This is a genomic window from Streptomyces dangxiongensis (assembly GCF_003675325.1).
GTDB classification, from domain to species: domain Bacteria; phylum Actinomycetota; class Actinomycetes; order Streptomycetales; family Streptomycetaceae; genus Streptomyces; species Streptomyces dangxiongensis.
In genome coordinates this window covers 4033093-4057954 of sequence record NZ_CP033073.1, presented here as the reverse complement: position 1 = coordinate 4057954, position 24862 = coordinate 4033093, and the positions used below count along the sequence as shown (strand labels likewise).

The window sequence follows — 24862 nt, the reverse complement described above, 5'->3', positions numbered from 1 at the left end:
GCGTCCGCGCCCGACACCCCCTACAACTCGGGTGCGCTCACACCCGTACGAGTGAGGGCGTCGACCACGGCGTCCACCACGGCCTCCACGTCGGGCACCCACGGCGAGGCCGAGCCGGGCAGCGGGGCACGCTCCCAGCGGACGGTGCCCTGGCCGGTCTCCGACGGGGGCAGGGCGACATAGCCGCCCTCGCCGTGGAAGCGCAGGGAGCCGGGAACGAAGTCCTTGGCGTAGAGCAGTTCGCCGAGCTGCTCCATGGAGTACGGCTTGACCAGCAGCGCCCACCGGGTCGGCGAGGCGATCACCGGGCCCAGCCGCATGCCGCGCCGGTCGAGCAGGGCGAGCGCGCGGGAGGCGGCGAGCGCCGGCAGACTGACCGCGCAGGGCGCCTTGCCGCCGGTGGCCATGATGACCGGCGCGCCCGGCCGGTTGGTCCACCACCAGCGCACCAGGCGCGCGTCGGTGCTGGCCGCGAGCAGGCCGGGGTCGAAGGGGTGCGCGCCGGGCACCGTGCACTCCGGGTCCGGGCAGGCGCAGCGGGCCCGCCCCTGTGGGTCCGGGGCCACACCCGGGAGTACGGGCCACTGCCATTGCGTCGCGAAGGTCAGGGCCGCGCTGATCAGCTCAGGCTGCCCGTCGTTCCGCCTGGACAGGAGCCTGCGTCGCCTTCCGAGGATCTCGCGCATGAGCGCTCGTTCCTTTCCGTTGCACCGCTGGCAACACCGTGGTCCACATCACACCATGTGTCGATCGATTCACTGTGCGTACCTGTTGGCGCATCACACCCCTGCGCACGGCAGGGGGAACCCCAGGGGTCGAGCGTGGGCCGCGCCCATGGTGCGTCTCTCACACGCACGGCTGCGGCATGGGGGTGGCGAAGTCTGGCGTTTCGCCGTCGCGCGTGGTTCTTCCGCCTCCGCCACGGGAGGATGGGGCTCGGCCGTCGGTGGCTATGACGCCCGGGTCCGTCGCCAGGTTCCGGGCGGTCCCCAACCACCCCTGGCCTTCTCCGAGTACGTACCCATCACGACCGCTGTGACGCTCCGTGGAGCAAGGCCAGTCGACCGCAATGAACCGATACCCGAGACAGTTTTCAGCCAACTTGCCAGTAAGGCAAGGACTTCGGGAAAAACCTCGTCCGCCCCATGGACACCAGGAATCCCCGCAGGACAATGCTGGACATCCCCTCACGAGTGCGTGTACATGTGGAGACACTGCCAGCGGCGCAGAATGACATGGGGGTTTGCGATGCTTCTGAGCTATACGCACCGGTCTGAAAGCCGGACACCATGAACGCCCCGCACCCTCCGAAAGTGGCCGGAATCGATCCAACGGTTCCCACGCCCGTCCACACTGTCGCGCCCACCCCTCCCGCCCCCGGGGCCGGCCCCGCCCCGGACACCGCCCCCGTCCCCGCTCCCCCACCCGCCCGCGCCCGGCGCCGTCCTCCAGGACCGGCTGGCCGGCTGGGTCTCGGACCTGACGACCCTCCACGAACTCACCGAGCGCCTCACGCGCACCAGCACCATGGACGCCGCCCTGCACGAACTGCTGGGCGCCGGGGCGTCCCTCGTCGGCGCCCGCCGCGGCCTGGTCGTCCTGGAACCCGGCGCCGGCATCGGCCCCCGCACCACCCTCGGCCTCGGTCTCGGCCGCGCCGACCTCGGCCTCATCGAGACCGTGCCCCGCGGCGCCCTGCCGTACGACACGGGCGCGGCGCCGAGGCCGTCCACCCCGACCTGCTCGCCGAGGTCGGCCTCGACCCCCGCCACCGCGAGGTGGCCGTCCGCCTCGGCTACGCCGCCAGTTACGCCCTGCCCCTCGCGACCGGATCCGCGGGCCGCCTCGGTGCCGCCGTCTGGTTCTACGACGAACCGGCCGAGCCGCACGAGCGGCGGCGTCACCTCGCCCGCCTGTACGTCCGGCACGCCACCGAGCACCTCGCCCGGCTGCTGGAGGTGGAACGCACGCGCGCGTCCATGGCGACCATCACCGCGGAGCTGCTGCCTTCCCGGCTGCCCCGGGTGGCCGGCGTCCAGCTCGCCGCCCGGCACCGCACCGGCCCGCGCGGCGGAGGCGACTGGTACGACGCCCTGCCGCTGCCGGACGCCGCACTCGGCCTGTCCGTCGGCTCGGTCACCGGCTCGGGGCCCAGCGCGGTGGCCGCCATGGGCCGGCTGCGCGCCTCCCTGCGGGCGTACGCCGTGATGGAGGGCGAGGACCCGGTGGCCGTCCTGTCCGACCTGGAGCTGCTGCTGCGGCTGACGGAGCCCGCCCGCTCGGCCACCGCCCTGTTCGCCTTCTGCGAGCCCGCCCTGCGCAAGGTCACCCTGGCCGGCGCCGGACACAGCCCGCCGCTGCTCATCGGGGAGCGGCGCACCGAGTTCGCCGAGACCTCCGTCTCCGCACCGCTCGGCATGCTCGCCTGCTGGGAGGCGCCCAGCGTGGAGATCCAGGCGGAGGCCGGGGAGACGGTCCTGCTCTACACGGACGGGCTGCTGCACCGTACCGGCGACCCGATGGACCGCGCCTTCGCCCGGCTGCACGCGGCCGCCGCGGGCGTCCCGCGCGCGGTGCGCCACGACCCTGGGGCCGTCGCCGACCACGTCCTGCGCACGGTCCTGCCGGACGGGCTGGAGGCGGCCGACAGCGACGAGGACGTGGTCCTGCTGGCGGCCCGCTTCGACTGAACCGCGCGCCCGGCGCTCGAACCGAGCCGTGCGCCGGCGCTCCGGTCCAGAGCCGTGCGCCCGGGACCGGCATGACCGGGCATAACAGGTCATCCGGCCGGGCCCGCCCGCGGTACGACCGTACGATGATGGAGGTCCCCGCTCGGCCACAAGCAGGAGCGTCGCGGGCCCCGGGGGAGATCACATGGCGTATCGAGGAGGATCACGTGTCCGACGAGCTCAACCCGGCTGTGCCCGACTCCGCTACCGCGGAGGGCGCCGAGACCGAGTCCGACGAGCCCATCAAGCAGCGGAAGAACGGCCTGTACCCGGGCGTCTCCGACGAGCTGGCCGAGAACATGAAGTCCGGCTGGGCCGACACGGAGCTGCGTGACCTGGAGCCGGTCGAGCAGGCCGGGCACACCGCCCGCCGCCGTGCCGCGCTCTCCGCCCGCTTCCCGGGCGAGCGCCTGGTGATCCCGGCGGGCAACCTGAGGACCCGCTCGAACGACACGGAGTACCCCTTCCGCGCCTCCGTCGAGTACACCTACCTCACCGGCGACCAGACCGAGGACGGCGTCCTCGTCCTGGAGCCCACCACGGACGGCCACCAGGAGACGATCTACCTCCTGCCGCGCTCCGACCGCGAGAACGGCGAGTTCTGGCTCTCCGGCCAGGGCGAGCTGTGGGTCGGCCGCCGCCACTCCCTCACCGAGTCCGAGGCGCTCTACGGCATCCCGGCCGCCGACGTGCGCGAGCTGGCCGAGCAGTTGCGCGAGGCCACCGGCCCGGTCCGCGTGGTGCGCGGGCACGACGCCGGCATCGAGGCGGCCCTGACCGACAAGGTCACCGCCGAACGCGACGAGGAGCTGCGCGTCTTCCTCTCCGAGGCCCGGCTGGTCAAGGACGAGTTCGAGGTCGGCGAGCTGCAGAAGGCCGTCGACTCCACGGTCCGCGGCTTCGAGGACGTCGTGAAGGTCCTCGACAAGGCCGAGGCGACGAGCGAGCGCTACATCGAGGGAACGTTCTTCCTTCGCGCCCGCGTGGAGGGCAACGACGTCGGGTACGGCACGATCGCCGCCGCCGGCCCGCACGCCTGCACCCTGCACTGGGTCCGCAACGACGGCCCGGTCCGCTCCGGCGACCTCCTCCTGCTCGACGCGGGCGTGGAGACGCACACGCTGTACACCGCCGACGTCACGCGCACCCTGCCCGTCAGCGGCACGTACACCGAGATCCAGAAGAAGATCTACGACGCCGTGTACGAGGCCCAGGAGGCCGGCATCGCGGCCGTGCGGCCGGGCGCCAAGTACCGCGACTTCCACGACGCCGCCCAGCGCGTGCTCGCCGAGAAGCTCGTCGAGTGGGGACTGGCCGAGGGCCCGGTCGAGCGCGTGCTGGAGCTGGGCCTCCAGCGCCGCTGGACGCTGCACGGCACCGGTCACATGCTGGGCCTGGACGTCCACGACTGCGCCGCCGCGCGCGTGGAGACGTACGTCGACGGCACGCTGGAGCCGGGCATGGTGCTCACGGTCGAGCCGGGCCTGTACTTCCAGGCCGACGACCTGACGGTTCCGCAGGAGTACCGGGGCATCGGCGTCCGCATCGAGGACGACATCCTCGTCACGGAGGACGGCAACCGGAACCTGTCCGCCGGGCTGCCGCGGCGGTCCGACGAGGTCGAGGCGTGGATGGCGGCCCTGAAGGGCTGACCGGCACGGACCGTACGAACGGAACGAACGGTAGGAACAAGGCGATGATGGCCGGGCACCGTGGCGGTGCCCGGCCATCGGCACGGGGGCGGGCGCGCGAAGGTCTCACGCGCCCGGGGGGAGGGTGTGCGTGGACGGTCTCCGGTCCGGCGCGGGCGTGGACCTGCATCTCGAACCCGACGCGGCGCGCACCGATGAGGGGGCCACCGAGGACGGGGCGCGCCGATGACGGGCGAGTCCGCCACCGGGCGCGCAGCCACCAGGGCCAGGCCACCGTCCGGCACGCCGACCACCAGGCCAAGCCACCATCCGGCACGCCGGCCACCAGGCCAAGCCACCGTCGGCAGCCGATCGGGCCCCGGGCTGCCCGGGTGGGCCGGGGCCCCGGGTGCCTCACGCACGCCTGCCCTCCGGCTGACCCGGCCCGCCTCACGCGCGCGTGCCGGCCGCTGCCGCACGCACCCCGGCGCCCCGCCGGCCCGTCAGGCCGTGAGCAGGGTGGGGTCCTTCGTCCACTTGAGGATCTTGTCGAAGCTGACCACCGTCCCGCCCCGGCCCGGCTTGGGCCCGATGTGGACGTGGTCGGCGAGTTCGCGGATCAGACACAGGCCGCGGCCGTGCTCGGCGTCCGGGCGGGCGGGCCGGATGTCCTGGGTACGGACACAGCCGGGCCCCCAGTCGGCCACCTCGATACGGCACTTCTCGCCGTCGAGGTACGCGGTCACCCGGTACGCCTCCGAGGCGCCGGGCGCGCTGTCCCCGCCGTGCTCGACGGCGTTCGCGCAGGCCTCGCTCAGGGCGACGGACAGATCGTACGAGACCTCCGGATCGACGCCCGCCGTCTCCATGGTGCCGATCAGTAACCGCCGGGCGAGCGGCACGCTCGCGGCGTCACGCCGCAGATGGAGTGACCACCAGATGCTCATGCTCCAGCCTCCCGGCCGCGGCTCGACATACCGTTACGTATTGCCGCCCGTAGGCGGCCGTAAGCACTGCGTGGGCGTGACTCCGCCCATACAGCCGATGCGCCGGGGGAGGAATCGGTGTATGAAGGACGGCCCGGCCGCCCCGCCGTAGGCACCCGGCGGGCTCAGTGCGATGATGACCCCGCCATGACTGCCCCCCACCCGCGCACGGCGCGCCCCGGAGCCGGGCTCCGGCTGCTGCGGGCCGCGGTGTTCGCCGCGGTCTGCGTCGCGCTGGCCGCGGCCGGGCACACCCTGGCCTCCTGCGCGAGCGTGCCGCTGTGGACGCTGGGCGCGGGCTTCCTCGGCTCCTTGCTGCTCGTGGCCCCGCTCGCCGGGCGGGCCCGTTCGCTGCCGGGTATCGCCGCGCTCCTCGCCCTCGGCCAGGCCGTGCTGCACACGCTGTTCGGACTGGGCCGGCACGGGGCCGCGGCGGCCTCCGACGCGATGACCATGCCGTCGATGCCGTCGTCCGGGCCGGCAGGTTCCGCCGGCGGGGCGTTGAGCGACAGCGCGCTCGTCGAGCAGGCCGCGCGCCTGGTGTGCGGCTCGGCCCCGTCGTCCCTGACCCCGGGGCACGCCTTCCGGCTGCTGCTCGACGCGCGTCTCATCGACCGCGCCGGCCGCCCCACGGGCGCCCTGCCCGTCCTGCACCACGCGCACGACGTCACCGGCTCCGCCACGGGGCTGCTGCCCTCGCTGCCGATGCTGCTCGGCCACCTGCTCGCGGCCGTCACCGCCGGCTGGCTGCTGCGCCGCGGGGACCTCGCCGTGCTGCGGCTGATCGAGCTGTCGGCGCACGGAGTCGTGGAGGGGGCGCTCGTACGGTCCCTGCGCGCGGCGCTCGCGCTGGCGCACGCCCTGTGCGCCGGGCTGCTGCCCACCGACGAGCCCGGCCCGCGCGGCCGTCGTACCGACCGCGACGAGGCACCGGCCCCGCACACCGCCGTACTCCAGCACACGGTGATCCGGCGCGGCCCGCCCGCCGCCGCGTTCCTCCTCGCCGCCTGACGCGACCCCCGCTCCACGGACCCGGTGGGCCGCCGACGCGCGGCACGCGCGCGTGCGCGTCTTTTTCCAGTGGTACGGCCCGCACGTCGGCCACGCACGCGCGTATTCCTCTTCATCACCGGACCTGACTCAGAGTGGAGTACTTCCTTCCATGAAGGCTTCTCGTATCGCCGCCGCCGCTGCCGTCGCCGGCTCCGCCGTCCTCGCCCTCTCGGCTCCCGCCTTCGCGCACGTCGGCGTGCAGCCGGAGGGCACCGCGGCCAAGGGCGGTTACGCGGTCGTGGACTTCAAGGTCCCCAACGAGCGCGACAACGCCTCGACCACCAAGATCGAGGTCAACCTCCCGGCCGACCACCCGATCGCCTCGGTGATGCCGCAGCCGATCCCCGGCTGGAAGATCGACGTCACCAAGTCCAAGCTCGACAAGCCGCTGACGATGCACGGCGAGAAGATCGACGAGGCCGTCACCAAGGTGACCTGGACCGCCGACGGCGGCAAGGGCATCGCGCCCGGCTACTTCCAGAAGTTCCCCCTCTCCCTGGGCGCCCTGCCCGAGGACACCGACCAACTGGTGTTCAAGGCGGTGCAGACGTACTCGAACAAGGAGGTCGTCCGCTGGATCGAGGTGCCGCAGAAGGGCCAGGACGAGCCGGAGAACCCGGCCCCCGTCCTGGAGCTGACCGCCGCCTCCGACGACGACCACCACGGCACCACAGCCGCCGCCGACGACGACGCGGACGGCAAGAGCGGGAAGACGGCCGCGGCCGAGGACTCCGGCAGCGGCAGTGACACCACCGCGCGCGTGCTCGGCGTGATCGGCATCGTCGTCGGCGTCGCGGGCGTGGCCTACGGCGTCCTCGCGGGCCGCCGCCGCACCGCCTGAGCCCCTTTCCCCAGCGCGCGCCGGGCGTCGTGCGGCTCCGTCCGCCGGCCCCGGCCGAGGACGCCCGTCGTACGACCCCGGTGCGCGCCGGATTTCACACATCTGGGACATTTTCCTATGCGCAAGAAGACGTTCGCCGCGGCCGTGACGCTCGCCGCCGCCACCCTGACCCTCTCCGCCTGCGGCACCGGCGACGACAGCGGCGCGCCGGTCGCCGTCGTCTCCGGAGGGTCGGACGCGGGCAAGGCCGCCACCGTTCTCGACCAGCCGTTCACGAAGCCGGACCTGGTCCTCACCGACACCCACGGCAAGAAGTACGACCTCCGCAAGGAGACCGAGGGCCACCCGACCCTGCTCTACTTCGGCTACACGCACTGCCCCGACATCTGCCCCGCGACGATGAGCAACATCGCCGTCGCCCGCAAGACGCTGCCCAAGGCCGAGCAGAACGATCTGCGGGTCGTCTTCGTCACCACCGACCCCGGCCGCGACACCCCCGCCGAACTGGGCAAGTGGCTCAAGGGCATCGACTCCCGGTTCATCGGTCTGACCGGTGACTTCGCCGCCGTCAAGACCGGTGCCCGCTCGGTCGGCATCTCCGTGGAACCGACGACGAAGGACAAGAACGGCAAGCTCGTCTCGGTGCACGGCACCCAGGTCATCGCCTTCTCCCCGAAGACGGACGCCGGCTACGTCCTCTACGGCGAGGACACCACGGTCGACGACTACAGCCGGGACCTGCCCAAGCTCGTCAGGGGAGCCAACCCGTGACACGTCCCACGGCCGTCCTGGCCGCCGGTGCCCTCGCCGGTGCCCTGGCCCTCACGGGCTGCTCCGGATCCGGCTCCGACTCCGGCCCGGACCGGGCCGAACTGTCCGTCAGCTCCCCGTACATGCCCAAGCCCGTCTCCGCCGACATGGCCGCCGGCTTCCTGACGATCACCAACGAGGGCGGCGCCGGGGACGAGCTGACCTCGGTCAGCAGCGACGTCGCCGGCGAGGTGACCATGCACAGCACGCAGGGCGGCGCCATGGCGGAGAAGTCCTCCTTCGCGGTGCCCGCCCACGGCCGGCTCGTGTTCGAGAGCGGCGGCAACCATCTGATGTTCGAGAAGCTGAGGCGCGCGCCGAAGCAGGGCCAGACGGTCACGGTGAAGCTCACGTTCGCCCGGTCGGGGCACCTCACCGTCGAGATGCCGGTGGAGTCCGCCACGTACCACCCGTCGACCGGCCACTGAGGGAGGGACCACCGTGACCCGGACCATCACCCCCCGCCTGCGGTACCTGGTGCTGTTGTTGCTCGCCGTCACCGGCGCGCTGCTCGCGGGCGCCGGACCGGCCTCCGCGCACGCGGCACTGACCGGCAGCGACCCCGCGCAGGGGGTGGTGGCCGACAAGGCACCCACCCAGGTGTCGCTCACCTTCTCCGAGAAGGTGGCGATGAACGACGACTCCCTGCGCGTCCTCGACCCCCGGGGCAGGCCGGTCCAGACGGGCAGCCCGGCGAACATCAGCGGGACGACGTACGCCGTGCGGCTCAGGAACGGCCTCGGCAAGGGCACCTACACCGTCACCTACCAGGTCGTCTCGGCAGACAGCCATCCCGTCTCCGGCGCCTACACCTTCTCCATCGGCGCGCCCTCGCAGACCGTCGTGCAGGGCACCGGACCGGCCGCGGGCGGCGGAGTGGTGGGCGGGCTGTACGCGTTCGGACGGTACGTGTCCTACGCCGGTTTCCTCGTGCTCGCCGGCGGCGCGGCGTTCGTGCTCGCCTGCTGGCAGCGCGGCGCGGGCGTACGGGCCCTGCAACGGCTGGTGGCCGGCGGCTGGGTCGCGCTGACCGCGGCCACCCTGTGGCTGCTGCTCCTGCGCGGCTCGTACACCACCTCCGGCAAGCTCGCCGATGTCTTCGACCTCGGTCTGCTCGGCCAGGTGCTCCAGACCAAGACCGGTGCCGCGCTGGTCTCGCGGCTGCTGCTGCTCGCCGCCGCCGCCGCGCTGTTCGTCGCCGTTCTCTTCGGCACCTACACCCGGCGCGAGGAGCCGCAGGAGAAGCGCGACCTGACCTTCGGCCTCGCGGTCGGCGGGGGCGTCGTCGCGGCCGGACTGGCGACCAGTTGGGCGATGGCCGAACACGCCTCCACCGGGCTCCAGCCGGGCATCGCCATGCCGGTCGACGTCGTCCATCTGCTGGCCGTCGCCGCCTGGCTGGGCGGGCTCACCGCACTGCTGGTCGCCCTGTACCGGGCGCCCGCCGAGACCCCGGTCGGGCGCGCCGCCGTACAGCGGTTCTCCCGGGTGGCCTCCGGTTCCGTCCTGGCGCTCGTCGCCACCGGCGTCTACCAGTCCTGGCGGCAGCTCGGCTCGTGGTCGGCGTTCACCGACACGCGGTACGGGCAGCTACTGCTGGCCAAGATCGCGCTGGTGGCGCTGCTGGTCGGTGTCGCGGCGCTGTCCCGGCGCTGGACGGCCCAGCTCACGGACCCGGCCGTCCGCACCGGGAAGGCGAAGAAGGACCGGGCCAGGGAACAGGTCACCGCGTCCAGGGCGACCCGTGCCGACGATGGCTCCGGCGCCGGTGCCGGGCAAGGCGCCGGTGCCCGTGCCGACCAGAAGGCCGGTGCCCGTGCCGACCAGGCGGCCGGTGCCGGTTCAGGTGACTTCCGGCGTGCCGCCCAGCTCGCCCGGCAGCGCGCGGCCGTCGACGCCGCCCGGCAGAAGCGGCTGCGCGACGCCGACCCGCACCGCGCCGGCCTGCGTCGCTCGGTGCTCGCCGAGACCGGCGTCGCCCTGGCGCTGCTCGCCGTCACCACCGCGCTGACCCAGACCGAGCCGGGCCGCACCGAGCAGGAGGCCAGGGCCGCCACCTCGGCCGCGTCCGGCTCCGCCACCTCGGCCCCCTCCGGGGCCCTCACCCTGGACATGCCCTTCGACACCGGCGGCACCGACGGCAAGGGCGTCGTCAGCCTCGACCTCGACCCCGCGCGCGTGGGCGGCAACGAGATGCACGTCTACGTCCAGCGCCCCAACGGCCGGGCCTTCGACGTCCCGGAGGTGAAGGTCTCCTTCACCCTGGCGGCGAAGAAGGTCGGCCCGTTGCCCGTGACCCCCGACCACATCACCACCGGGCACTGGTCGGCGAGCGAGGTGCAGATTCCGATGGCCGGCGACTGGACCGTCGCCGTCAAGGTCCGCACCTCCGACATCGACCAGACGACCGTCTCCAAGCACGCGCAGATCGGCTGAACCACCATGCCCGACCAGTCCCTCCCGCAGACCCGTACGCCCGGCACGCCGGTGGCCGGGCCGGTGTCCGGGGCGCGCGGGGTCTCCCGGCGCGCCCTGCTCGGCACGGCCGGCGCCACCGGGCTCGCGCTCGGCGCGGCGGGCGGCGCCGCGGGCTACGCCGCCGCGCCCGCCCAGGCCGCTCCGCTGTCCTCGGTGGGCTCCGGCCGGGTGATGTTTCACGGGAAACATCAGCCCGGCATCACCGAGGGGCTCCAGGCCTGCGGCCATCTCGTCGCCTTCGACCTGACGGCGGGCGCGGGCCGCAGGGAGGCGGCGGCCCTGCTGCGCCGCTGGTCGGTGACGGCCGGACGGCTCATGGCGGGCGAGGCCGCCCCGCACGACGACACCGGCGTGGCGCGGGACGCGGGTCCCTCCTCGCTGACCCTCACCTTCGGCTTCGGTCGCGGTTTCTTCGCGCGGACCGGCCTGGAGAAGCAGCGGCCCGGCGCCCTCGACCCGCTGCCGGACTTCTCCTCCGACCACCTCGACAGGGCGCGCAGCGACGGCGACCTGTGGGTGCAGATCGGTGCCAACGACGCCCTGGTCGCCTTCCACGCCCTGCGCGCGATCCAGAAGGACGCGGGCTCGGCCGCACGGGTGCGCTGGCAGATGAACGGCTTCAACCGCACTCCGGGCGCCACGGCCCACCCCATGACGGCCCGCAACCTCATGGGCCAGCTCGACGGCACCCGCAACCCCAAGCCGGCCGACACCGACTTCGAGAAGCGGATCTTCGTGCCCGCGTCGGGCGAGCCCACGTGGATGGCGAACGGCTCCTACGCCGTCGTACGCCGGATCCGCATGCTCCTGGACGACTGGGAGAAGTTGTCACTGACGGCGCAGCAGCAGGTCATCGGGCGCCGCAAGGCCGACGGGGCACCGCTGTCCGGGGGCGACGAGACGACCCCTATGGACCTGGAGAAGACCGACGCCGACGGCGAGTACGTCGTCCCGCTCACCGCGCACGCCCGGATCACCCGGCCCGACAAGAACGGTGGCGCGGCCATGCTCCGGCGCCCCTTCTCCTACCACGACGGGATCGGCCCCGACGGCACGCCCGACGCCGGCCTCCTCTTCGTCTGCTGGCAGGCGGACCCGCTGCGCGGCTTCGTGCCGGTGCAGCGCAAGCTCGACCGGGGCGACGCGCTGTCGAAGTACATCCGCCACGAGGCGAGCGGGCTGTTCGCGGTGCCGGGCGGCGCGGCCGAGGGCGAGTACGTGGGGCAGCGCCTGCTGGAGGGCTGACCGCCGCCGCCCGTGCGGCCTGGCAGTGCCGGGCGACGGCTGCCGGAGGGCTGAGACCGCGTACGCACATCGGCACCCGTCCGTGGGACGTTCCTGGTTGAAACCACCCGGCCGGGTGGATCCCGTGAGACGGCGGGACCGGCCGGCCACGCGGCCATTAGGGTGAGGGCATGCCAGCGAGCTATGCCTATCTCGGCCCGGAGGGCACCTTCACGGAGGTCGCCCTGCGCACGCTTCCGGAGGCGGCCACCCGGGAGCTGATCCCGTACGTGTCGGTGCAGTCCGCGCTGGACGCGGTACGGGCCGGCGAGGCCGAGGCCGCGTTCGTGCCGATCGAGAACTCGGTCGAGGGCGGGATCACCACCACCCTGGACGAGCTGGTCGCGGGCGCGCCGCTGACGATCTACCGCGAGGTGCTGCTGTCCATCACCTTCGCGCTGCTGGTCCGGCCCGGCACGAAGCTCACGGACATCAAGACCGTCTCCGCCCATCCCGCGGCCCAGCCGCAGGTGCGCAACTGGCTGCGCGCCCACCTCCCGGAGGCGGTGTGGGAGTCGGCCGCCTCCAACGCGGACGCCGCCCGCCTGGTCCAGGAGGGCCGCTACGACGCCGCGTTCGCCGGTGAGTTCGCCGCCGCCCGGTACGGCCTGGAGGCGCTGGAGACCGGCATCCACGACGCGGAGAACGCCCAGACCCGGTTCGTGCTGGTCGGCCGCCCCGCCCGGCCCGCCGCGCCGACCGGTGCCGACAAGACGTCGGTGGTGCTGTGGCAGCGGGACGACCACCCCGGTGCCCTGCGCGACCTGCTCGGCGAGTTCGCCTCGCGCGGCATCAACCTCATGCTGCTCCAGTCCCGGCCGACCGGCGCCGGTATCGGCAACTACTGCTTCTGCATCGACGCCGAGGGCCATATCGCCGACCGGCGGATGGCGGAGACGCTGATGGGCCTGAAACGCGTCTGCCTCCAGGTGCGTTTCCTGGGTTCCTATCCGCGCGCGGACATCACGCCGGACGCGGTCCGTCCGACGCTGCCGGGGACGTCGGACGAGGAGTTCATGGCGGCGTCGGACTGGGTGGCGCGCTGCCAGGACGGCCGGTTCTGAGCCGGCCGTTCCAGCGGTCGTACCTGGATACCAACGTTATCCACAGGAGTTATCCACAGGTGCCCTTCTCGACCTGGGGACAAGTCGACAGTGGGGGGCCCGACGGGTCGACAAATCGCCCTACACCACTCCGGCACCGCCACCCTCCATAGGGCCACCCTTCGCTCATCCGTTTGCTTCGATTCATCTTTTAGGGCGACCGTTTTCCACCCGAACGTGGGTGTCGATGGGGTTTGACCCGGGAATTCTTCAGCCGATCCGGGGTTTCCGGAGTGATCAATTCAGAAATCCACAGATCTTCCACACAGCCTGTGGATAACTTTTCGGAGGGTGCGGATCTCTGTGGACAACCGGGCCGCCAAATCCCGTCCGCCGCAAAGGGAATCCGGTCAACGCGGCGGTCGGAGCGTGGCCCGTCCCAGGGAGTGGGATGCTTTTCCTTGACACGTTCGGCAATTAGTGCATAACGGAACGTAAGCGGCGAATCGCAACACCCCGGAATAGTGATTCGTGAGCGGCGACCGGGCACCGGTAGCCTTGGCCCCGTGATTGACCTTCGCCTGCTCCGTGAGGACCCCGACCGTGTGCGCGCGTCCCAGCGCGCCCGTGGAGAGGACGTCGCGCTCGTCGACGCCCTCCTGTCTGCCGACGAGCGGCGCAGGTCATCCGGCGTCCGCTTCGACGAACTGCGCGCCGAGCAGAAGCAGCTCGGCAAGCTGATCCCCAAGGCCTCCCCCGACGAGAGGGCCGAGCTGCTCAAGCGTGCCGAGCAGCTCAAGGCCGACGTCAGGGCCGCCGACGCCGAGCGCGACGCGGCCGACACCGAGACCCAGGAGCTGCTGCTCCGGCTCGGCAACCTCGTCCACCCCGACGTGCCCGTCGGCGGCGAGGAGGACTTCGTCACGCTGGAGACGCACGGCACGATCCGTGACTTCGGTGCCGAGGGCTTCGAGCCCAGGGACCACCTGGAGCTGGGCCAACTGCTCGGCGCGATCGACGTCGAGCGCGGCGCCAAGGTCTCCGGCTCCCGCTTCTACTTCCTCACCGGTGTCGGCGCCCTGCTGGAGCTGGCCCTGGTGAACGCGGCGATCGCGCAGGCCTCCGCGGCCGGCTTCACGCCGATGCTCACCCCGGCGCTGGTCCGCCCGCAGTCCATGGCGGGCACCGGCTTCCCTCGGCCAGGCCGCCCAGGACGTCTACCACCTCGACAAGGACGACCTCTACCTGGTCGGCACCTCCGAGGTCCCGCTGGCGGCCTACCACATGGACGAGATCATCGACGCCGACCAGTTGCCGCTGCGGTACGCGCGCGGGCTTCTCGCCCTGCTTCCGCCGCGAGGCCGGCTCGCACGGCAAGGACACGCGGGGCATCTTCCGCGTACACCAGTTCGACAAGGTCGAGATGTTCTCGTACGTCGCTCCCGAGGACTCGCAGGCCGAGCACCAGCGCCTGCTGGCGTGGGAGAAGCAGTGGCTGGAGTCGCTGGAGCTGCCGTTCCGCGTGATCGACGTCGCCTCCGGTGACCTCGGCTCCTCGGCCGCCCGCAAGTACGACTGCGAGGCGTGGATCCCGACGCAGGGCAAGTACCGCGAGCTGACCTCGACCTCGGACTGCACCGAGTTCCAGTCCCGCCGCCTGTCCATCCGGGTCCGCGACGGCAAGCAGGTCAAGCCGCTCGCCACGCTCAACGGCACGCTGTGCGCCGTACCGCGCACGATCGTGGCGATCCTGGAGAACCACCAGCTTGCCGACGGCTCCGTCCGGGTCCCCGAGGTGCTGCGCCCCCTACCTGGGCGGACGCGAGGTCCTGGAGCCGGTGTCCCGGTGACCTTCCCGTACGGGCTCATCGCCACCGACCTCGACGGCACGCTGCTGCGCTCCGACGAGTCGATCTCGCGGCGCACCCGGGACGCGCTCGACGCGGCGACCGCGGCGGGCGCCGCGCACATCGTCGTCACCGGCCGCGCGGTGCCCTGGACCCGGCACATCCTGGACGACCTCGGCTACGACGGCCTCGCCGTCTGCGGCCAGGGCGCCCAGGTGTACGACGCCGGCAGCCACCGCCTGCTGACCTCCGTCACCCTGGACCGGCAGCTGGCGGGCGTGGCCCTGGCCAAGATCGAGGCCGAGGTCGGCCCGCTGTACCTGGCGGCCAGCCGGGACGGCCTGGACGGCGAGGTCCTGGTGGGCCCGGGGTACGCGGTCACGGGCAGGCTCCCCGCGACACCGTTCACGGACGCGTCCGACATCTGGGCCGCTCCGCTGAACAAGGTCTACATACAGCACCCGACGCTGGGCGACGACGAGCTGGCGGACGCCGCCCGGCGGGCGGCCGGCGGCTTCGTCACGGTGGCCATGGCGGGCGAGGGCATCGTGGAACTGCTCCCGCTCGGCCTGTCCAAGGCCACGGGCCTGTCCCTCGCCGCACGCCGGCTCGGCCTGAAGGCCGCCGACACGATCGCCTTCGGTGACATGCCCAACGACATCCCGATGTTCGCCTGGGCGTCCCGGGGCGTGGCCATGGCCAACGCCCACCAGGAACTGAAGGCGGTGGCCGACGAGGTGACGGCCTCCAACGAGGACGACGGCATCGCGGTCGTGCTGGAGCGGTCGCTGGCATAGCGCTCGCGCGTCGGGCCCGCGGCCCGGCACCGGGCGCGGAATGCGACGGGGGCCGCTCGCGCGGCCCCCGTACCTGTTCACGGTGTTCGCGGGGCGGAGCCGGTCCGGACACTCCGCCCGGACCGGCGTCAGGCCTCCCGTCGGGCCGCCGGCGGCCCCGCCGCGGCTACTCCTCGCCCGCCAGCTTCAGCGCCCGCAGCTTCTGCCCGGCGTACCAGGTGGCGAGCACGGTGACCGCCACCAGCAGCACGGTGGCCGTCGGCAGGCTCACCTCGGAGGTCACCAGGTCCCCGCCGGCCAGCTTGTGGGCGACGGCCAGCGACCACTGCTGGACGCTCAGCGTGCGCGCACCCGGTACCAGGGAGCCGAACAGCGCCTCCCAGACCAGGGCGTAGACGAGTCCGAAGACCACCGCGTGCCGCGAGACCGTGCCGAGCAGCAGGAACAGCGCCGAGTAGGCGATGGAGGAGACCAGCGCGGCGACCGTGTAGGCGACGGCGATCTGCTGGCCGTTGCCGTTCAGGATCAGGCCGGCGATCAGGGTCGGCACCGCCGAGAAGACCATGGTGACGGCGACGGCGACGATCAGCTTGGTCAGGATGATGGTGGGCCGCTTGAGCGGCTTGGACAGCAGGTAGACGACGGAGCCGTCGTCGATCTCCGGTCCGATCGCGCCCGTCCCCGCGATGACACCGATGATCGGCACCATGGTGGCGAGCGCGAACCCGCCGAGGACGTCCGCCGCCGTCTGGTCGTCGGCTCCGGTCAGGCCGCGCACGGCCACGGAGATCACGATCAGCAGCAGCGGCAGCGCGCCGAGGATGAGGGCCCGGCGGCGGCCGAGCAGGGCCCGGTAGGTGAGTCGGGCGACGGTGGGGTCATACATCATGGGCCTCCTACGCCGCGACCAGGTACGAGAAGACGGACTCCAGGGACTCGTCGGACGGCGAGACCGTGAGCAGCCGGATGCCGTGGTCCCTGGCGACCTTCGGCAGCAGGGCGGTGAAACGGCCGAAGTCGACGGCCTGGACGCGCAGCGCGCCCTCGGTCACGTCGACCTCGATGCCGGACGTCGACGGGTCGGCGATCAGCGCGGCCGCGAGGGCGCGGTCGTCGCTGGAGCGCACCAGGTAGCGGTGCGGGCGGTCGGTCATCAGCCGGCGGATCCGGCGGAAGTCACCGCTGGCCGCGTGGCGCCCGGCGACGACGACCTCGATGTGCCGGGCGAGCTGCTCGACCTCCTCGAGGATGTGCGAGGAGAACAGGACCGTGCGGCCCTCGTCGCCCATCCTGCGCAGCAGCTCCATCAGTTGCATGCGCTGACGCGGGTCCATGCCGTTGAACGGCTCGTCCAGCAGGAGCAGCGACGGGTCGTGGACGAGGGCGCTCGCCATCTTCACGCGCTGCCGCATGCCCTTGGAGTACGTGGAGATCTTCCGATCCTGCGCGTACTCCATCTCGACCGTGGCGAGGGCGCGCTGGGCCGCCTTGGCGCCCAGGCCGTGCAGCTCGGCGTTGGCGACGACGAACTCGCGGCCGGTGAGGAAGTCGTACATCGCCTCCCGCTCGGGGACGATGCCGATGTGCCGGTAGATGGCCTCGTTGCGCCAGACCGGCTGCCCGTCGAGGGTGACCGTGCCGGTGGAGGGCGCGAGGAAGCCGCCCATCATGTTGATCAGGGTGGACTTCCCGGCGCCGTTGGGGCCGAGCAGACCGGTGACGCCGGGGCCGATGGTCATGGTGATGTCGTTGACGGCGACGACGTTGCCGAACCAGCGGGACACGTGGTCGATGGTGAGCGTGGTCACAGTCCCACCTTCTTGTAGCGGCGGTTCAGGAGGCCGTAGCAGGCCGCGATCAGGGCCAGGACGAGGACGACGTACACGGCGCCCTCGCCGCTGGACGGGCCGACCCCGCCGGGGAAGCCGGAGCTGCCGCCGAGGAAGGCGTGCTGCACGCCGTCGATCAGCGTGACCGGCGAGAACAGGCCGATCCACGGGACGGCGTCGCTGCTGCCCTGGGAGTCGGCGATGGCCTGGAGCGTGGACACGGCGCCGTAGGAGATGGTCAGCACGGCGATGACGGCGGCGATGCCGAAGCCCCGGCGCGGGGTGAAGGCGGCGATGACCAGGCCGATGCCGGCGAAGAGCAGGGAGAGCAGGGCCACGCAGACCAGTCCTTGGCCGAATTTCTCGGTCTGGTGGGCGAAGCCCATCTTGGACAGCAGCGCGCCGATGTACATCACGAGCAGCGGGGCGCCGGTGAGCACGAACAGGGCCGAGGCGAGCGCCGCGAACTTCGCGCGGACGTAGTCGATGCTCTCGATGGGCCGCGAGAAGTACAGCGGTACGGTCTTGAAGCGCAGGTCGCGCGAGACCGCCTGGGGAGCCTGCGAGGCGACGTACAGGCTGATCACGGCCTGCATGGTGATCGCGTAACGGGTGTACGACACCGGCAGTTCGTGCGCCTTGGTGGCGACGGCGACGGCCACCATGATGGCGGCGGGCACGCACATCACCGCGAACAGCAGCATGGGCAGCACCTTGGACTTCACCGACCGGCCGAGGCCGTAGGCGCCGCGCAGGGACTGCGAGTACAGCGAGCGGCGGGCGTAGGCGCGGCCGAGACGGGGGCCGTCGTAGCCGCGGTAGCCGATGTCGTGGATGCGGGACCGGTCGCCGGTGGGCGCTGCCGGGGAATGCTCAACCGCCATGGCCGACGGCCTCCTTCCGCTGTTCGTCGCCGCTGGTGAACACCTCGGAGATGTGGTGCCGGCGCTGTTCCATGCGCACCAGGCCGAGCCCGAGGTCCGCGACCACGTCACGGACGAGGTCGTACGTCTCCTCGCCCGCGGCGGTCAGCAGCAGGATGTGTCCGGCGCCGGGCAGGCCGCCCGCCTCGGCGTGCGTGTCGACCCCGCGCGCGTGGAGCGCCTCGCGGACCGCGCGGGTGCCGTCGGGGTGGCTGTCGCTGTCGGTGACCTCGATGGCGAGGGTGGTCGTGGTCTGGGTGAAGTCGGTGGTGGAGCTGGAGCGCAGGAGCTTGCCGCCGTCTACGACGACGACGTGGTCGCAGGTGCGTTCCAGCTCGCCCAGCAGGTGGGAGGTGACCAGGACGGAGATGCCGAAGTCGGTGTGGATGCGGCGGATCAGGCCGAGCATCTCGTCGCGGCCGACCGGGTCCAGGCCGTTGGTCGGCTCGTCCAGGAAGACCAGCCGCGGATCGTGCACCAGCGCCTGGGCGAGCTTCACCCGCTGCTTCATGCCGGTCGAGTAGCCGCCGATCGGGCGGTACCGCTCCTCGTACAGGCCGACGTGGCGCAGGGTGTCGGCGGTGCGTTCGCGGGCCGCGGTGGGCGGCAGGCCGGACATGCGGGCCATGTGCACGACGAACTCGGTGGCCGAGACGTCCGGCGGCAGGCAGTCGTGCTCCGGCATGTACCCGACGCGCTCGCGGATGGCGGCGCCCTCGGTGGCGACGTCGAGGCCGAGCACCTCGGCGCGGCCCTCCGTGGCGGGGGACAGACCCAGCAGGATCTTGATCAGGGTGGACTTGCCGGCGCCGTTGGCCCCGACGAGCCCGGTCACACCGGGTCCGATGTCCACGGACAGCCGGTCGAGCGCGGTCACCCGGGGGAACCGCTTGCTCAGGCTTTCGGTCGCGATCACAGTCACGCCCCTGACAGTAGTGACCCGGACCACGCCGGTCGTCAGACCTCAGAGCCGTTCCACGTCAGACCCAGGTAGGACGGGCCCCTGAGGGAGGCCTGTCCAGGGGTGGTCCCGGACGGCCCCGCGGCGGTCGTCCACAGTCCGGGATCTTCCCTATTGACGCCTCCTCTAACAACTGTCACATTCACCAGTGTCAAGTTACGGACGCGTACCGCGGTCGACGGGACGAGTCGCCGGGACGACGGGACGGGGCGGCATGACGACGGCAGTGAGCAGCGGACTCTCCGTGGAACTACGGGGCTTCAGAAGGGTGCAGCGCCTCGCCTACGAGTGCGCCGAGGCGGTCGCCGCCCGTCTCGAACCCGGTGTGACCGAACGCGAGGCGGCCCGGATGCAGCGCGAGTGGCTGCGTGAGCGCGGGGTGCGGGACTGGTTCCACCTCCCCTTCGCCTGGTTCGGGGACCGCACGGCGTTCACGGGCTTCCGCGTCCCGCTCCAGTTCTTCCCGACCGGCCGCGCGCTGGAGCCCGGGATGCCGTTCATCCTGGACATGGCCCCGGTGTACGAGGGGTACACGGCGGACATCGGCTACTCGGGCTCGCTGGGCGTGAACCCCGTGCACAACCGGTTGATGGCCGATCTGGAAGCGCACCGCGAGCTGATCCTGCGCGAGGTGCGCGAGCGGCGCCCGCTGCGGGAGATCTACGAGGACGTGGACCGCCTCATGATCCGCCAGGGCTATGCCAACCGGCACCGGGCGTATCCCTTCGGGGTGATCGCCCACAAGGTGGACCGGGTGAGGCAGCGCCGCTGGTCGCCGCACCTGTTCGGGTTCGGCACGCAGTCCCTCAAGGGTCTGGCCGCCGACGCGCTGCACGGCCACCGCGAGGGCTGGTCGCCGCTGTGGTCGCCGTACCGCTTCTCGGACCACCCGCCGCGGCCGGGTCTGTGGGCGGTCGAACCCCACCTCGGCTTCCGCGGCACGGGGGCCAAGTTCGAGGAGATCCTGGTGGTGACCGACTCACGGGACCCCGGGGAGAGCGCCTTCTGGCTGGATGACGACCTGCCGCACCTGCGGCGCTGGGCGGAGGAGAAGTGACACGGAAAGACGCGCGTGAGCGCTGGGTGCGGACCGGCGGGGTCGAGCTGTGCGTGGCCGAGCTGGGCGACCCCGAGCGGCCGACGGTCGTCCTGCTGCACGGCTACCCGGACAGCAAGGAGGTCTGGTCGCAGGTCGCGGACCGGCTCGCCGACCGCTTCCACGTGGTCCTGTACGACGTCCGGGGCCACGGCCGCTCGACGGCGCCCCGGCCGCTGCGCGGAGGCTTCACGCTCACCAAGCTCACGGACGACTTCCTCGCCGTCGTGGACGCGGTCAGCCCGGACCGGCCGGTGCATCTCGTCGGGCACGACTGGGGCTCGGTGCAGTCCTGGGAGTTCGTCACGGTCGCCCGCACCAAGGGCCGGATCGCCTCCTTCACCTCGATCTCCGGGCCCTCCCTCGACCACTTCGGGCACTGGATCGACGCGCGCGTGAGGCGTCCGACGCCCCGCCGGGCCGGCCAGCTCCTCGGCCAGGGCGCCCGGTCCTGGTACGTCTACCTGCTGCACACCCCGGTCCTGCCGGAACTGGCCTGGCGCGGCCCGCTCGGCAGGCGCTGGCCGAAGATCCTGGAGCGGGCCGAGCGGATCTCCGACGGCGACTACCCCACCGCCTCCCTGCCCACCGACGCCGCGCACGGCGCCTGGCTGTACCGGGACAACATCCGCGCACGGATGCGCAGGCCGCGCCCGGACGCGTACGCACACGTGCCCGTGCAGCTCATCACCCCCCAGGGCGACGCGTTCCTCTCCGAGCGGCTCTACGACGACCTGGACCGGTGGGTGCCACAACTGACCCGCCGCACGCTCCCGGCCGGGCACTGGGTCCCGCGTACCCGGCCCGACCAGGTCTCGGCCTGGATCGACGGGTTCGTCACGTCCGTGGAGGAGGGCCGTCCCGCCCCGGAGGCCACCGGCCGCCACGCCGACCGCTTCGCCGGGCAGTTGGTGCTGATCACCGGCGCCGGCAGCGGCATCGGCCGGGCGACGGCGTTCGCCTTCGCGGAGGCCGGCGCGCGCGTGATCGCCGTCGACCGGGACGCCGACGCCGCGACCCGCACCGCCGAACTGTCCCGGCTGGCCGGTGCGACCGACGCCTGGGCCGAGCCCGTGGACGTCTCCGACGAGCAGAGCATGGAGAAGCTCGCCGAGAGGGTCCACCGCGAGTACGGCGTACCGGACGTGCTGGTCAACAACGCGGGCATCGGCCTGTCGGGCTCCTTCTTCGCCACGACGGCCGACGACTGGCGCAAGGTCCTGGACGTCAACCTGTGGGGGGTGATCCACGGTTGCCGGCTGTTCGGCGCGCGCATGGTCGAGCGCGGCCAGGGCGGCCACATCGTCAACATCGCCTCCGCCGCGGCGTACCAGCCCTCCCGCGCCCTGCCGGCCTACAGCACCTCCAAGGCGGCGGTGCTGATGCTCTCCGAGTGTCTGCGCGCCGAACTGGCCTCCCAGGACATCGGCGTCACGGCGGTCTGCCCCGGCTTCGTCAACACGAGCATCACCTCCACGGCCCGCTTCACCGGCGTCGACGAGGCCGAGCAGCGGCGCCGCCGGCAGCGGTCCGCCCGCCTGTACGGCCTGCGCAACTACCCACCGGAGAAGGTCGCCAACGCCATCCTGGACGCGGTGGCGCACAACAGGGCGGTGGCCCCGGTGACCCCGGAAGCCCGGGCCGCCCACCTGCTGTCCCGCTTCCTGCCGGGCACGCTGCGCAGGATCGCCCGGGTGGAACCGAGACTATGAGCCGGGGCTGGGTGCGGGCGAGCGCCCGCACACGCCACCCCACACCATCCGCCGCGGTGAAGATGTTCGCGAAACCGCCTGAACGGGGCACCAGTTGTCCACACCTTCGCCAATTCCCCTGTGGATAACCCCACTTGGTTGTGGACCAAACCCGCGAAGAAAAAAACCTGCGTGATCCGCGTCTCTCCCGCACGCTGGCCCCATGGACGAACGACGCACCGTGAAGGTGTCCAAGTACCTCTCCAGACACCTGCGCCACCAGCCCGAGCGCATCGGGATCACGCCGGACCCGGGCGGCTGGGTGAAGATCGACACCCTGATCGCCGCGGCCACCGCGCACGGATTCCGGTTCACGCGCGAGGAACTGGACCATGTCGTCGCCACGAACGACAAGCAGCGCTTCGTGACGGACGGCGACAGGATCCGCGCCCGCCAGGGGCACAGCATCGAGGTCGACCTCGGTCTGCCCCCGGCCACTCCACCGCCGTACCTCTACCACGGTACGGTGGCCGGCAGCCTGGACGCGATCCGCGCGGAGGGCCTCAGGGCCATGGGCCGGCACGACGTCCACCTCTCCGCCGACCGGGAGACGGCCACCCGGGTCGGCGCCCGCCGGGGCCGTCCCGTAGTGCTCAGCGTCGACTCCGGCGCCATGCACCGCGACGGACACGTCTTCCGCGTCAGCGCCAACGGAGTCTGGCTGACGGCGGCCGTACCCCCGCGCTACCTGCGCTTTCCGGGCCCGCGCTGAGCACCGGCCCGCGCCGGGCGCTTACTCTCGAACCCATGAGTCTGCGTCTGAGCACCGTGATCCTGCCGTACCGCCGCTGGAGCGAAGGCAGCCGTGCGTCCTGGGAGCGGGCCGAACAGCTCGGCTTCCACACGGCGTACACGTACGACCACCTGTCCTGGCGCACCTTCCGTGACGGGCCTTGGTTCGGCGCGATCCCGACGCTGACCGCGGCCGCGGCGGCCACCGACCGACTGCGCCTGGGCACGCTCGTCACCTCGCCGAACTTCCGGCACCCGGTCACGCTGGCCAAGGAACTCGTCACCCTCGACGACATCTCCGGCGGCCGGGTCACCCTGGGCATCGGCGCCGGCGGCACCGGCTTCGACGCGACCGCCCTCGGCCAGGAGTCCTGGAGCCCGCGGGAGCGCGCCGACCGGTTCGCCGAGTTCGTGCCCCTCCTCGACCGCCTGCTCACCGAGGACACCGTGTCGCACGAGGGCCGGTTCTACTCGGCGCACGAGGCGCGGAACATCCCCGGCTGTGTGCAGCGCCCCCGGCTGCCGTTCGCGGTGGCGGCCACCGGCCCCCGCGGCCTCGCGCTCGCCGCCCGGTACGGCCAGGCCTGGGTGACCACCGGCGACCCGAAGCTGTACGAGACCGGCTCCCCCGAGCAGTCCGTCGAAGCGCTGCGCGGACAGATCGGCAAGCTGTCCGAGGCGTGCGAGGCCGCCGGACGGGACGTGGCCGGGCTGGACAAGGTCCTGCTGACCGGCTTCACCCCGGACCGCGGCCGGCCGCTCGGGTCCCTGGACGCCTTCGTGGACTTCGCGGGCCGCCACCAGGCGCTGGGCTTCACCGAGATCGTGATCCACTGGCCCGTCCCGGACTCCGACTTCGCCGCGGACGAGAAGGTCTTCGAGCGGATCGCCACCGAGGCCCCGGCCCGGCTGGCCTGAGCCACGCGGGGGCCGGGCGAACCGGCCCCACCCGCCGTCCTGCCGCGGGCGGCGTCGGCCCGTGTCGGCCCGCGTCGGCCCGCCGAGCGTCATCTGCGTCTCATCTGTGCGCACTTCCGCACGACCGTGCAGGCATATGCGCGAGAATGACCGGGTGACCTCAGCGACCAGACAGCCCGGGACCCCGTCCGCCGCCATCCGGCCGCGGTTGATCGCCACCGACCTCGACGGCACCCTGCTGCGCGACGACAAGTCGGTCTCCCCGCGGACCGTCGCCGCGCTGGCCGCCGCCGAGGCGGCCGGCATCGAGGTCTTCTTCGTCACCGGCCGGCCGGCCCGCTGGATGAACGTGGTCAGCGACCACGTCCACGGCCACGGCCTGGCGATCTGCGGCAACGGCGCCGCCGTGGTCGACCTGCACGGCGGCCCCGGCGCCCACCGGTTCGTCAAGGTACGCGAGCTGCTCCGGGAGAACGCCCTGACCGCCGTACGGCTGCTGCGCGAGGCGGCACCCGGCACGGTGTTCGCGGTGGAGCAGACGTACGGCTTCCACCAGGAGCCGGACTATCCCAAGCTGCATATGGAGATCCCCGACAACCTCCGGCCCGCCGAGGAGCTGCTCGCGCCCGAGGGCCCGGACGCCGACCAGCCCGTCCTGAAGATCCTCGCCTACCACCCGTCGCTCGACCCCGACGCCTTCCTCACCCTGGCCCGCCTCGCCGTCGGCGACCACGCCAACGTCACCCGCTCCAGCCCCAGCGCCCTGCTGGAACTCAGCGGCCCCGACGTCTCCAAGGCCAGCACCCTCGCCCTGTGCTGCGCCGAGCGCGGCATCTCGCACGAGGAGGTCGTGGCCTTCGGGGACATGCCCAACGACGTCGAGATGCTCACCTGGGCCGGCCGGTCGTACGCGATGGGCAACGCCCACCCGGACGTCATCGCCGCCGCATCGGGCCGCACCGTCGCCAACAACGACGACGGGGTCGCGGTGGTGATCGAGGACCTGCTCACGAACCACACCGTGTAACGCCCCCCGAGCCGGATCCCGGACTCGGGTCCTCAAGCCCGCTCCAGATCCCCGAGCCCGACTCCCGATCCTCGAGCCCGGCTCCCGATCCCCGGGCCCGGCTCCCGGCTCTCGCTCCCGGCTCCC

At 72.5% G+C, this 24862-nt stretch carries 20 protein-coding genes and 2 pseudogenes; 16 read left to right on the top strand and 6 right to left on the bottom strand.

Annotation, left to right across the window (positions count from 1 at the left end; genetic code table 11):
• Positions 1 to 20: 20 nt before the first annotated feature.
• A complete protein-coding gene (locus D9753_RS18080; RefSeq protein WP_121787953.1) occupies positions 21 to 686 on the bottom strand; it encodes a bifunctional DNA primase/polymerase in 666 nt (221 codons plus the stop codon).
• A 603-nt stretch (positions 687 to 1289) separates the two neighbouring features.
• On the opposite strand from D9753_RS18080, the pseudogene D9753_RS18075 reads away from it, so the two are divergent.
• Positions 1290 to 2690: pseudogene (locus D9753_RS18075) on the top strand (PP2C family protein-serine/threonine phosphatase).
• 206 nt (positions 2691 to 2896) lie between these two features.
• Positions 2897 to 4381, top strand: coding sequence for an aminopeptidase P family protein (locus D9753_RS18070; RefSeq protein ID WP_121787952.1), 1485 nt, complete (start codon positions 2897 to 2899; stop codon positions 4379 to 4381).
• Positions 4382 to 4863: 482 nt separating this feature from the next.
• Here D9753_RS18070 and D9753_RS18065 read toward each other — a convergent pair whose 3' ends face one another.
• On the bottom strand, positions 4864 to 5307 hold the full coding sequence (locus tag D9753_RS18065) for an ATP-binding protein (protein ID WP_121787951.1): 444 nt from the start codon (positions 5305 to 5307) through the stop codon (positions 4864 to 4866).
• 186 nt (positions 5308 to 5493) lie between these two features.
• On the opposite strand from D9753_RS18065, the gene D9753_RS18060 reads away from it, so the two are divergent.
• From D9753_RS18060 to D9753_RS18020, 9 genes and pseudogenes are all read left to right on the top strand, one after another.
• Positions 5494 to 6357, top strand: a complete 864-nt coding sequence (locus D9753_RS18060; RefSeq protein WP_205614187.1) for a hypothetical protein — start codon at positions 5494 to 5496, stop codon at positions 6355 to 6357.
• A gap of 151 nt (positions 6358 to 6508) precedes the next feature.
• Positions 6509 to 7240 carry a YcnI family copper-binding membrane protein gene (locus D9753_RS18055; protein ID WP_121787950.1) on the top strand — a complete coding sequence of 244 codons (732 nt, stop codon included), beginning with the start codon at positions 6509 to 6511 and terminating at the stop codon, positions 7238 to 7240.
• Positions 7241 to 7357: 117 nt separating this feature from the next.
• Positions 7358 to 8011 carry an SCO family protein gene (locus D9753_RS18050; RefSeq protein ID WP_121787949.1) on the top strand — a complete coding sequence of 218 codons (654 nt, stop codon included), beginning with the start codon at positions 7358 to 7360 and terminating at the stop codon, positions 8009 to 8011.
• Complete coding sequence (locus tag D9753_RS18045; protein ID WP_121787948.1) at positions 8008 to 8478, top strand: copper chaperone PCu(A)C; 471 nt, start codon at positions 8008 to 8010, stop codon at positions 8476 to 8478. Before D9753_RS18050 ends, D9753_RS18045 begins: the two co-directional genes overlap by 4 nt.
• Before the next feature lie 13 nt (positions 8479 to 8491).
• The gene (locus D9753_RS18040) at positions 8492 to 10486 is read left to right on the top strand and encodes a copper resistance CopC/CopD family protein (protein ID WP_121787947.1); all 1995 of its coding nucleotides are present in this window, start codon (positions 8492 to 8494) and stop codon (positions 10484 to 10486) included.
• A 6-nt stretch (positions 10487 to 10492) separates the two neighbouring features.
• Positions 10493 to 11773: an iron uptake transporter deferrochelatase/peroxidase subunit gene (efeB, locus tag D9753_RS18035; RefSeq protein ID WP_121787946.1), complete on the top strand. Its 1281-nt coding sequence runs from the start codon at positions 10493 to 10495 to the stop codon at positions 11771 to 11773.
• A 170-nt stretch (positions 11774 to 11943) separates the two neighbouring features.
• Complete coding sequence (gene pheA / locus D9753_RS18030) at positions 11944 to 12876, top strand: prephenate dehydratase (RefSeq protein WP_121787945.1); 933 nt, start codon at positions 11944 to 11946, stop codon at positions 12874 to 12876.
• Positions 12877 to 13421: 545 nt separating this feature from the next.
• Positions 13422 to 14705: pseudogene (serS, locus tag D9753_RS18025) on the top strand (serine--tRNA ligase).
• Positions 14702 to 15499 (top strand): HAD family hydrolase, encoded by a 798-nt coding sequence (locus D9753_RS18020; RefSeq protein ID WP_121787944.1) that lies wholly within the window; start codon positions 14702 to 14704, stop codon positions 15497 to 15499. The pseudogene serS and the gene D9753_RS18020 overlap by 4 nt, the downstream one beginning before the upstream one ends.
• A 166-nt stretch (positions 15500 to 15665) precedes the next feature.
• Here the strand turns inward: D9753_RS18020 and D9753_RS18015 are convergent, their stop codons facing one another.
• The 4 genes from D9753_RS18015 to D9753_RS18000 are packed head-to-tail and all read right to left on the bottom strand — an operon-like array spanning position 15666 to position 19167.
• A complete protein-coding gene (locus D9753_RS18015; protein WP_121791137.1) occupies positions 15666 to 16385 on the bottom strand; it encodes an ABC transporter permease in 720 nt (239 codons plus the stop codon).
• Positions 16386 to 16395: 10 nt separating this feature from the next.
• The gene (locus D9753_RS18010; RefSeq protein ID WP_121787943.1) at positions 16396 to 17307 is read right to left on the bottom strand and encodes an ABC transporter ATP-binding protein; all 912 of its coding nucleotides are present in this window, start codon (positions 17305 to 17307) and stop codon (positions 16396 to 16398) included.
• Entirely contained in the window at positions 17304 to 18212 is a 909-nt protein-coding gene (locus D9753_RS18005; RefSeq protein WP_121787942.1) for an ABC transporter permease, read from the bottom strand. Before D9753_RS18005 ends, D9753_RS18010 begins: the two co-directional genes overlap by 4 nt.
• On the bottom strand, positions 18202 to 19167 hold the full coding sequence (locus D9753_RS18000; RefSeq protein WP_121791136.1) for an ABC transporter ATP-binding protein: 966 nt from the start codon (positions 19165 to 19167) through the stop codon (positions 18202 to 18204). Before D9753_RS18000 ends, D9753_RS18005 begins: the two co-directional genes overlap by 11 nt.
• 259 nt (positions 19168 to 19426) lie before the next feature.
• Here D9753_RS18000 and D9753_RS17995 point away from each other — a divergent pair, with 259 nt between their 5' ends.
• The 5 genes from D9753_RS17995 (at position 19427) to D9753_RS17975 (ending at position 24736) form a co-directional block, all read left to right on the top strand.
• A complete protein-coding gene (locus D9753_RS17995; RefSeq protein WP_121787941.1) occupies positions 19427 to 20269 on the top strand; it encodes a M24 family metallopeptidase in 843 nt (280 codons plus the stop codon).
• Positions 20266 to 22020: an SDR family oxidoreductase gene (locus D9753_RS17990; RefSeq protein ID WP_121787940.1), complete on the top strand. Its 1755-nt coding sequence runs from the start codon at positions 20266 to 20268 to the stop codon at positions 22018 to 22020. Before D9753_RS17995 ends, D9753_RS17990 begins: the two co-directional genes overlap by 4 nt.
• Positions 22021 to 22222: 202 nt before the next feature.
• Positions 22223 to 22771, top strand: coding sequence for an RNA 2'-phosphotransferase (locus tag D9753_RS17985; protein ID WP_121787939.1), 549 nt, complete (start codon positions 22223 to 22225; stop codon positions 22769 to 22771).
• Positions 22772 to 22806: 35 nt separating this feature from the next.
• Positions 22807 to 23709 carry an LLM class flavin-dependent oxidoreductase gene (locus tag D9753_RS17980; protein ID WP_121787938.1) on the top strand — a complete coding sequence of 301 codons (903 nt, stop codon included), beginning with the start codon at positions 22807 to 22809 and terminating at the stop codon, positions 23707 to 23709.
• 136 nt (positions 23710 to 23845) lie between these two features.
• On the top strand, positions 23846 to 24736 hold the full coding sequence (locus D9753_RS17975) for an HAD-IIB family hydrolase (protein WP_205614185.1): 891 nt from the start codon (positions 23846 to 23848) through the stop codon (positions 24734 to 24736).
• The last annotated feature ends 126 nt before the right edge of the window (positions 24737 to 24862 follow it).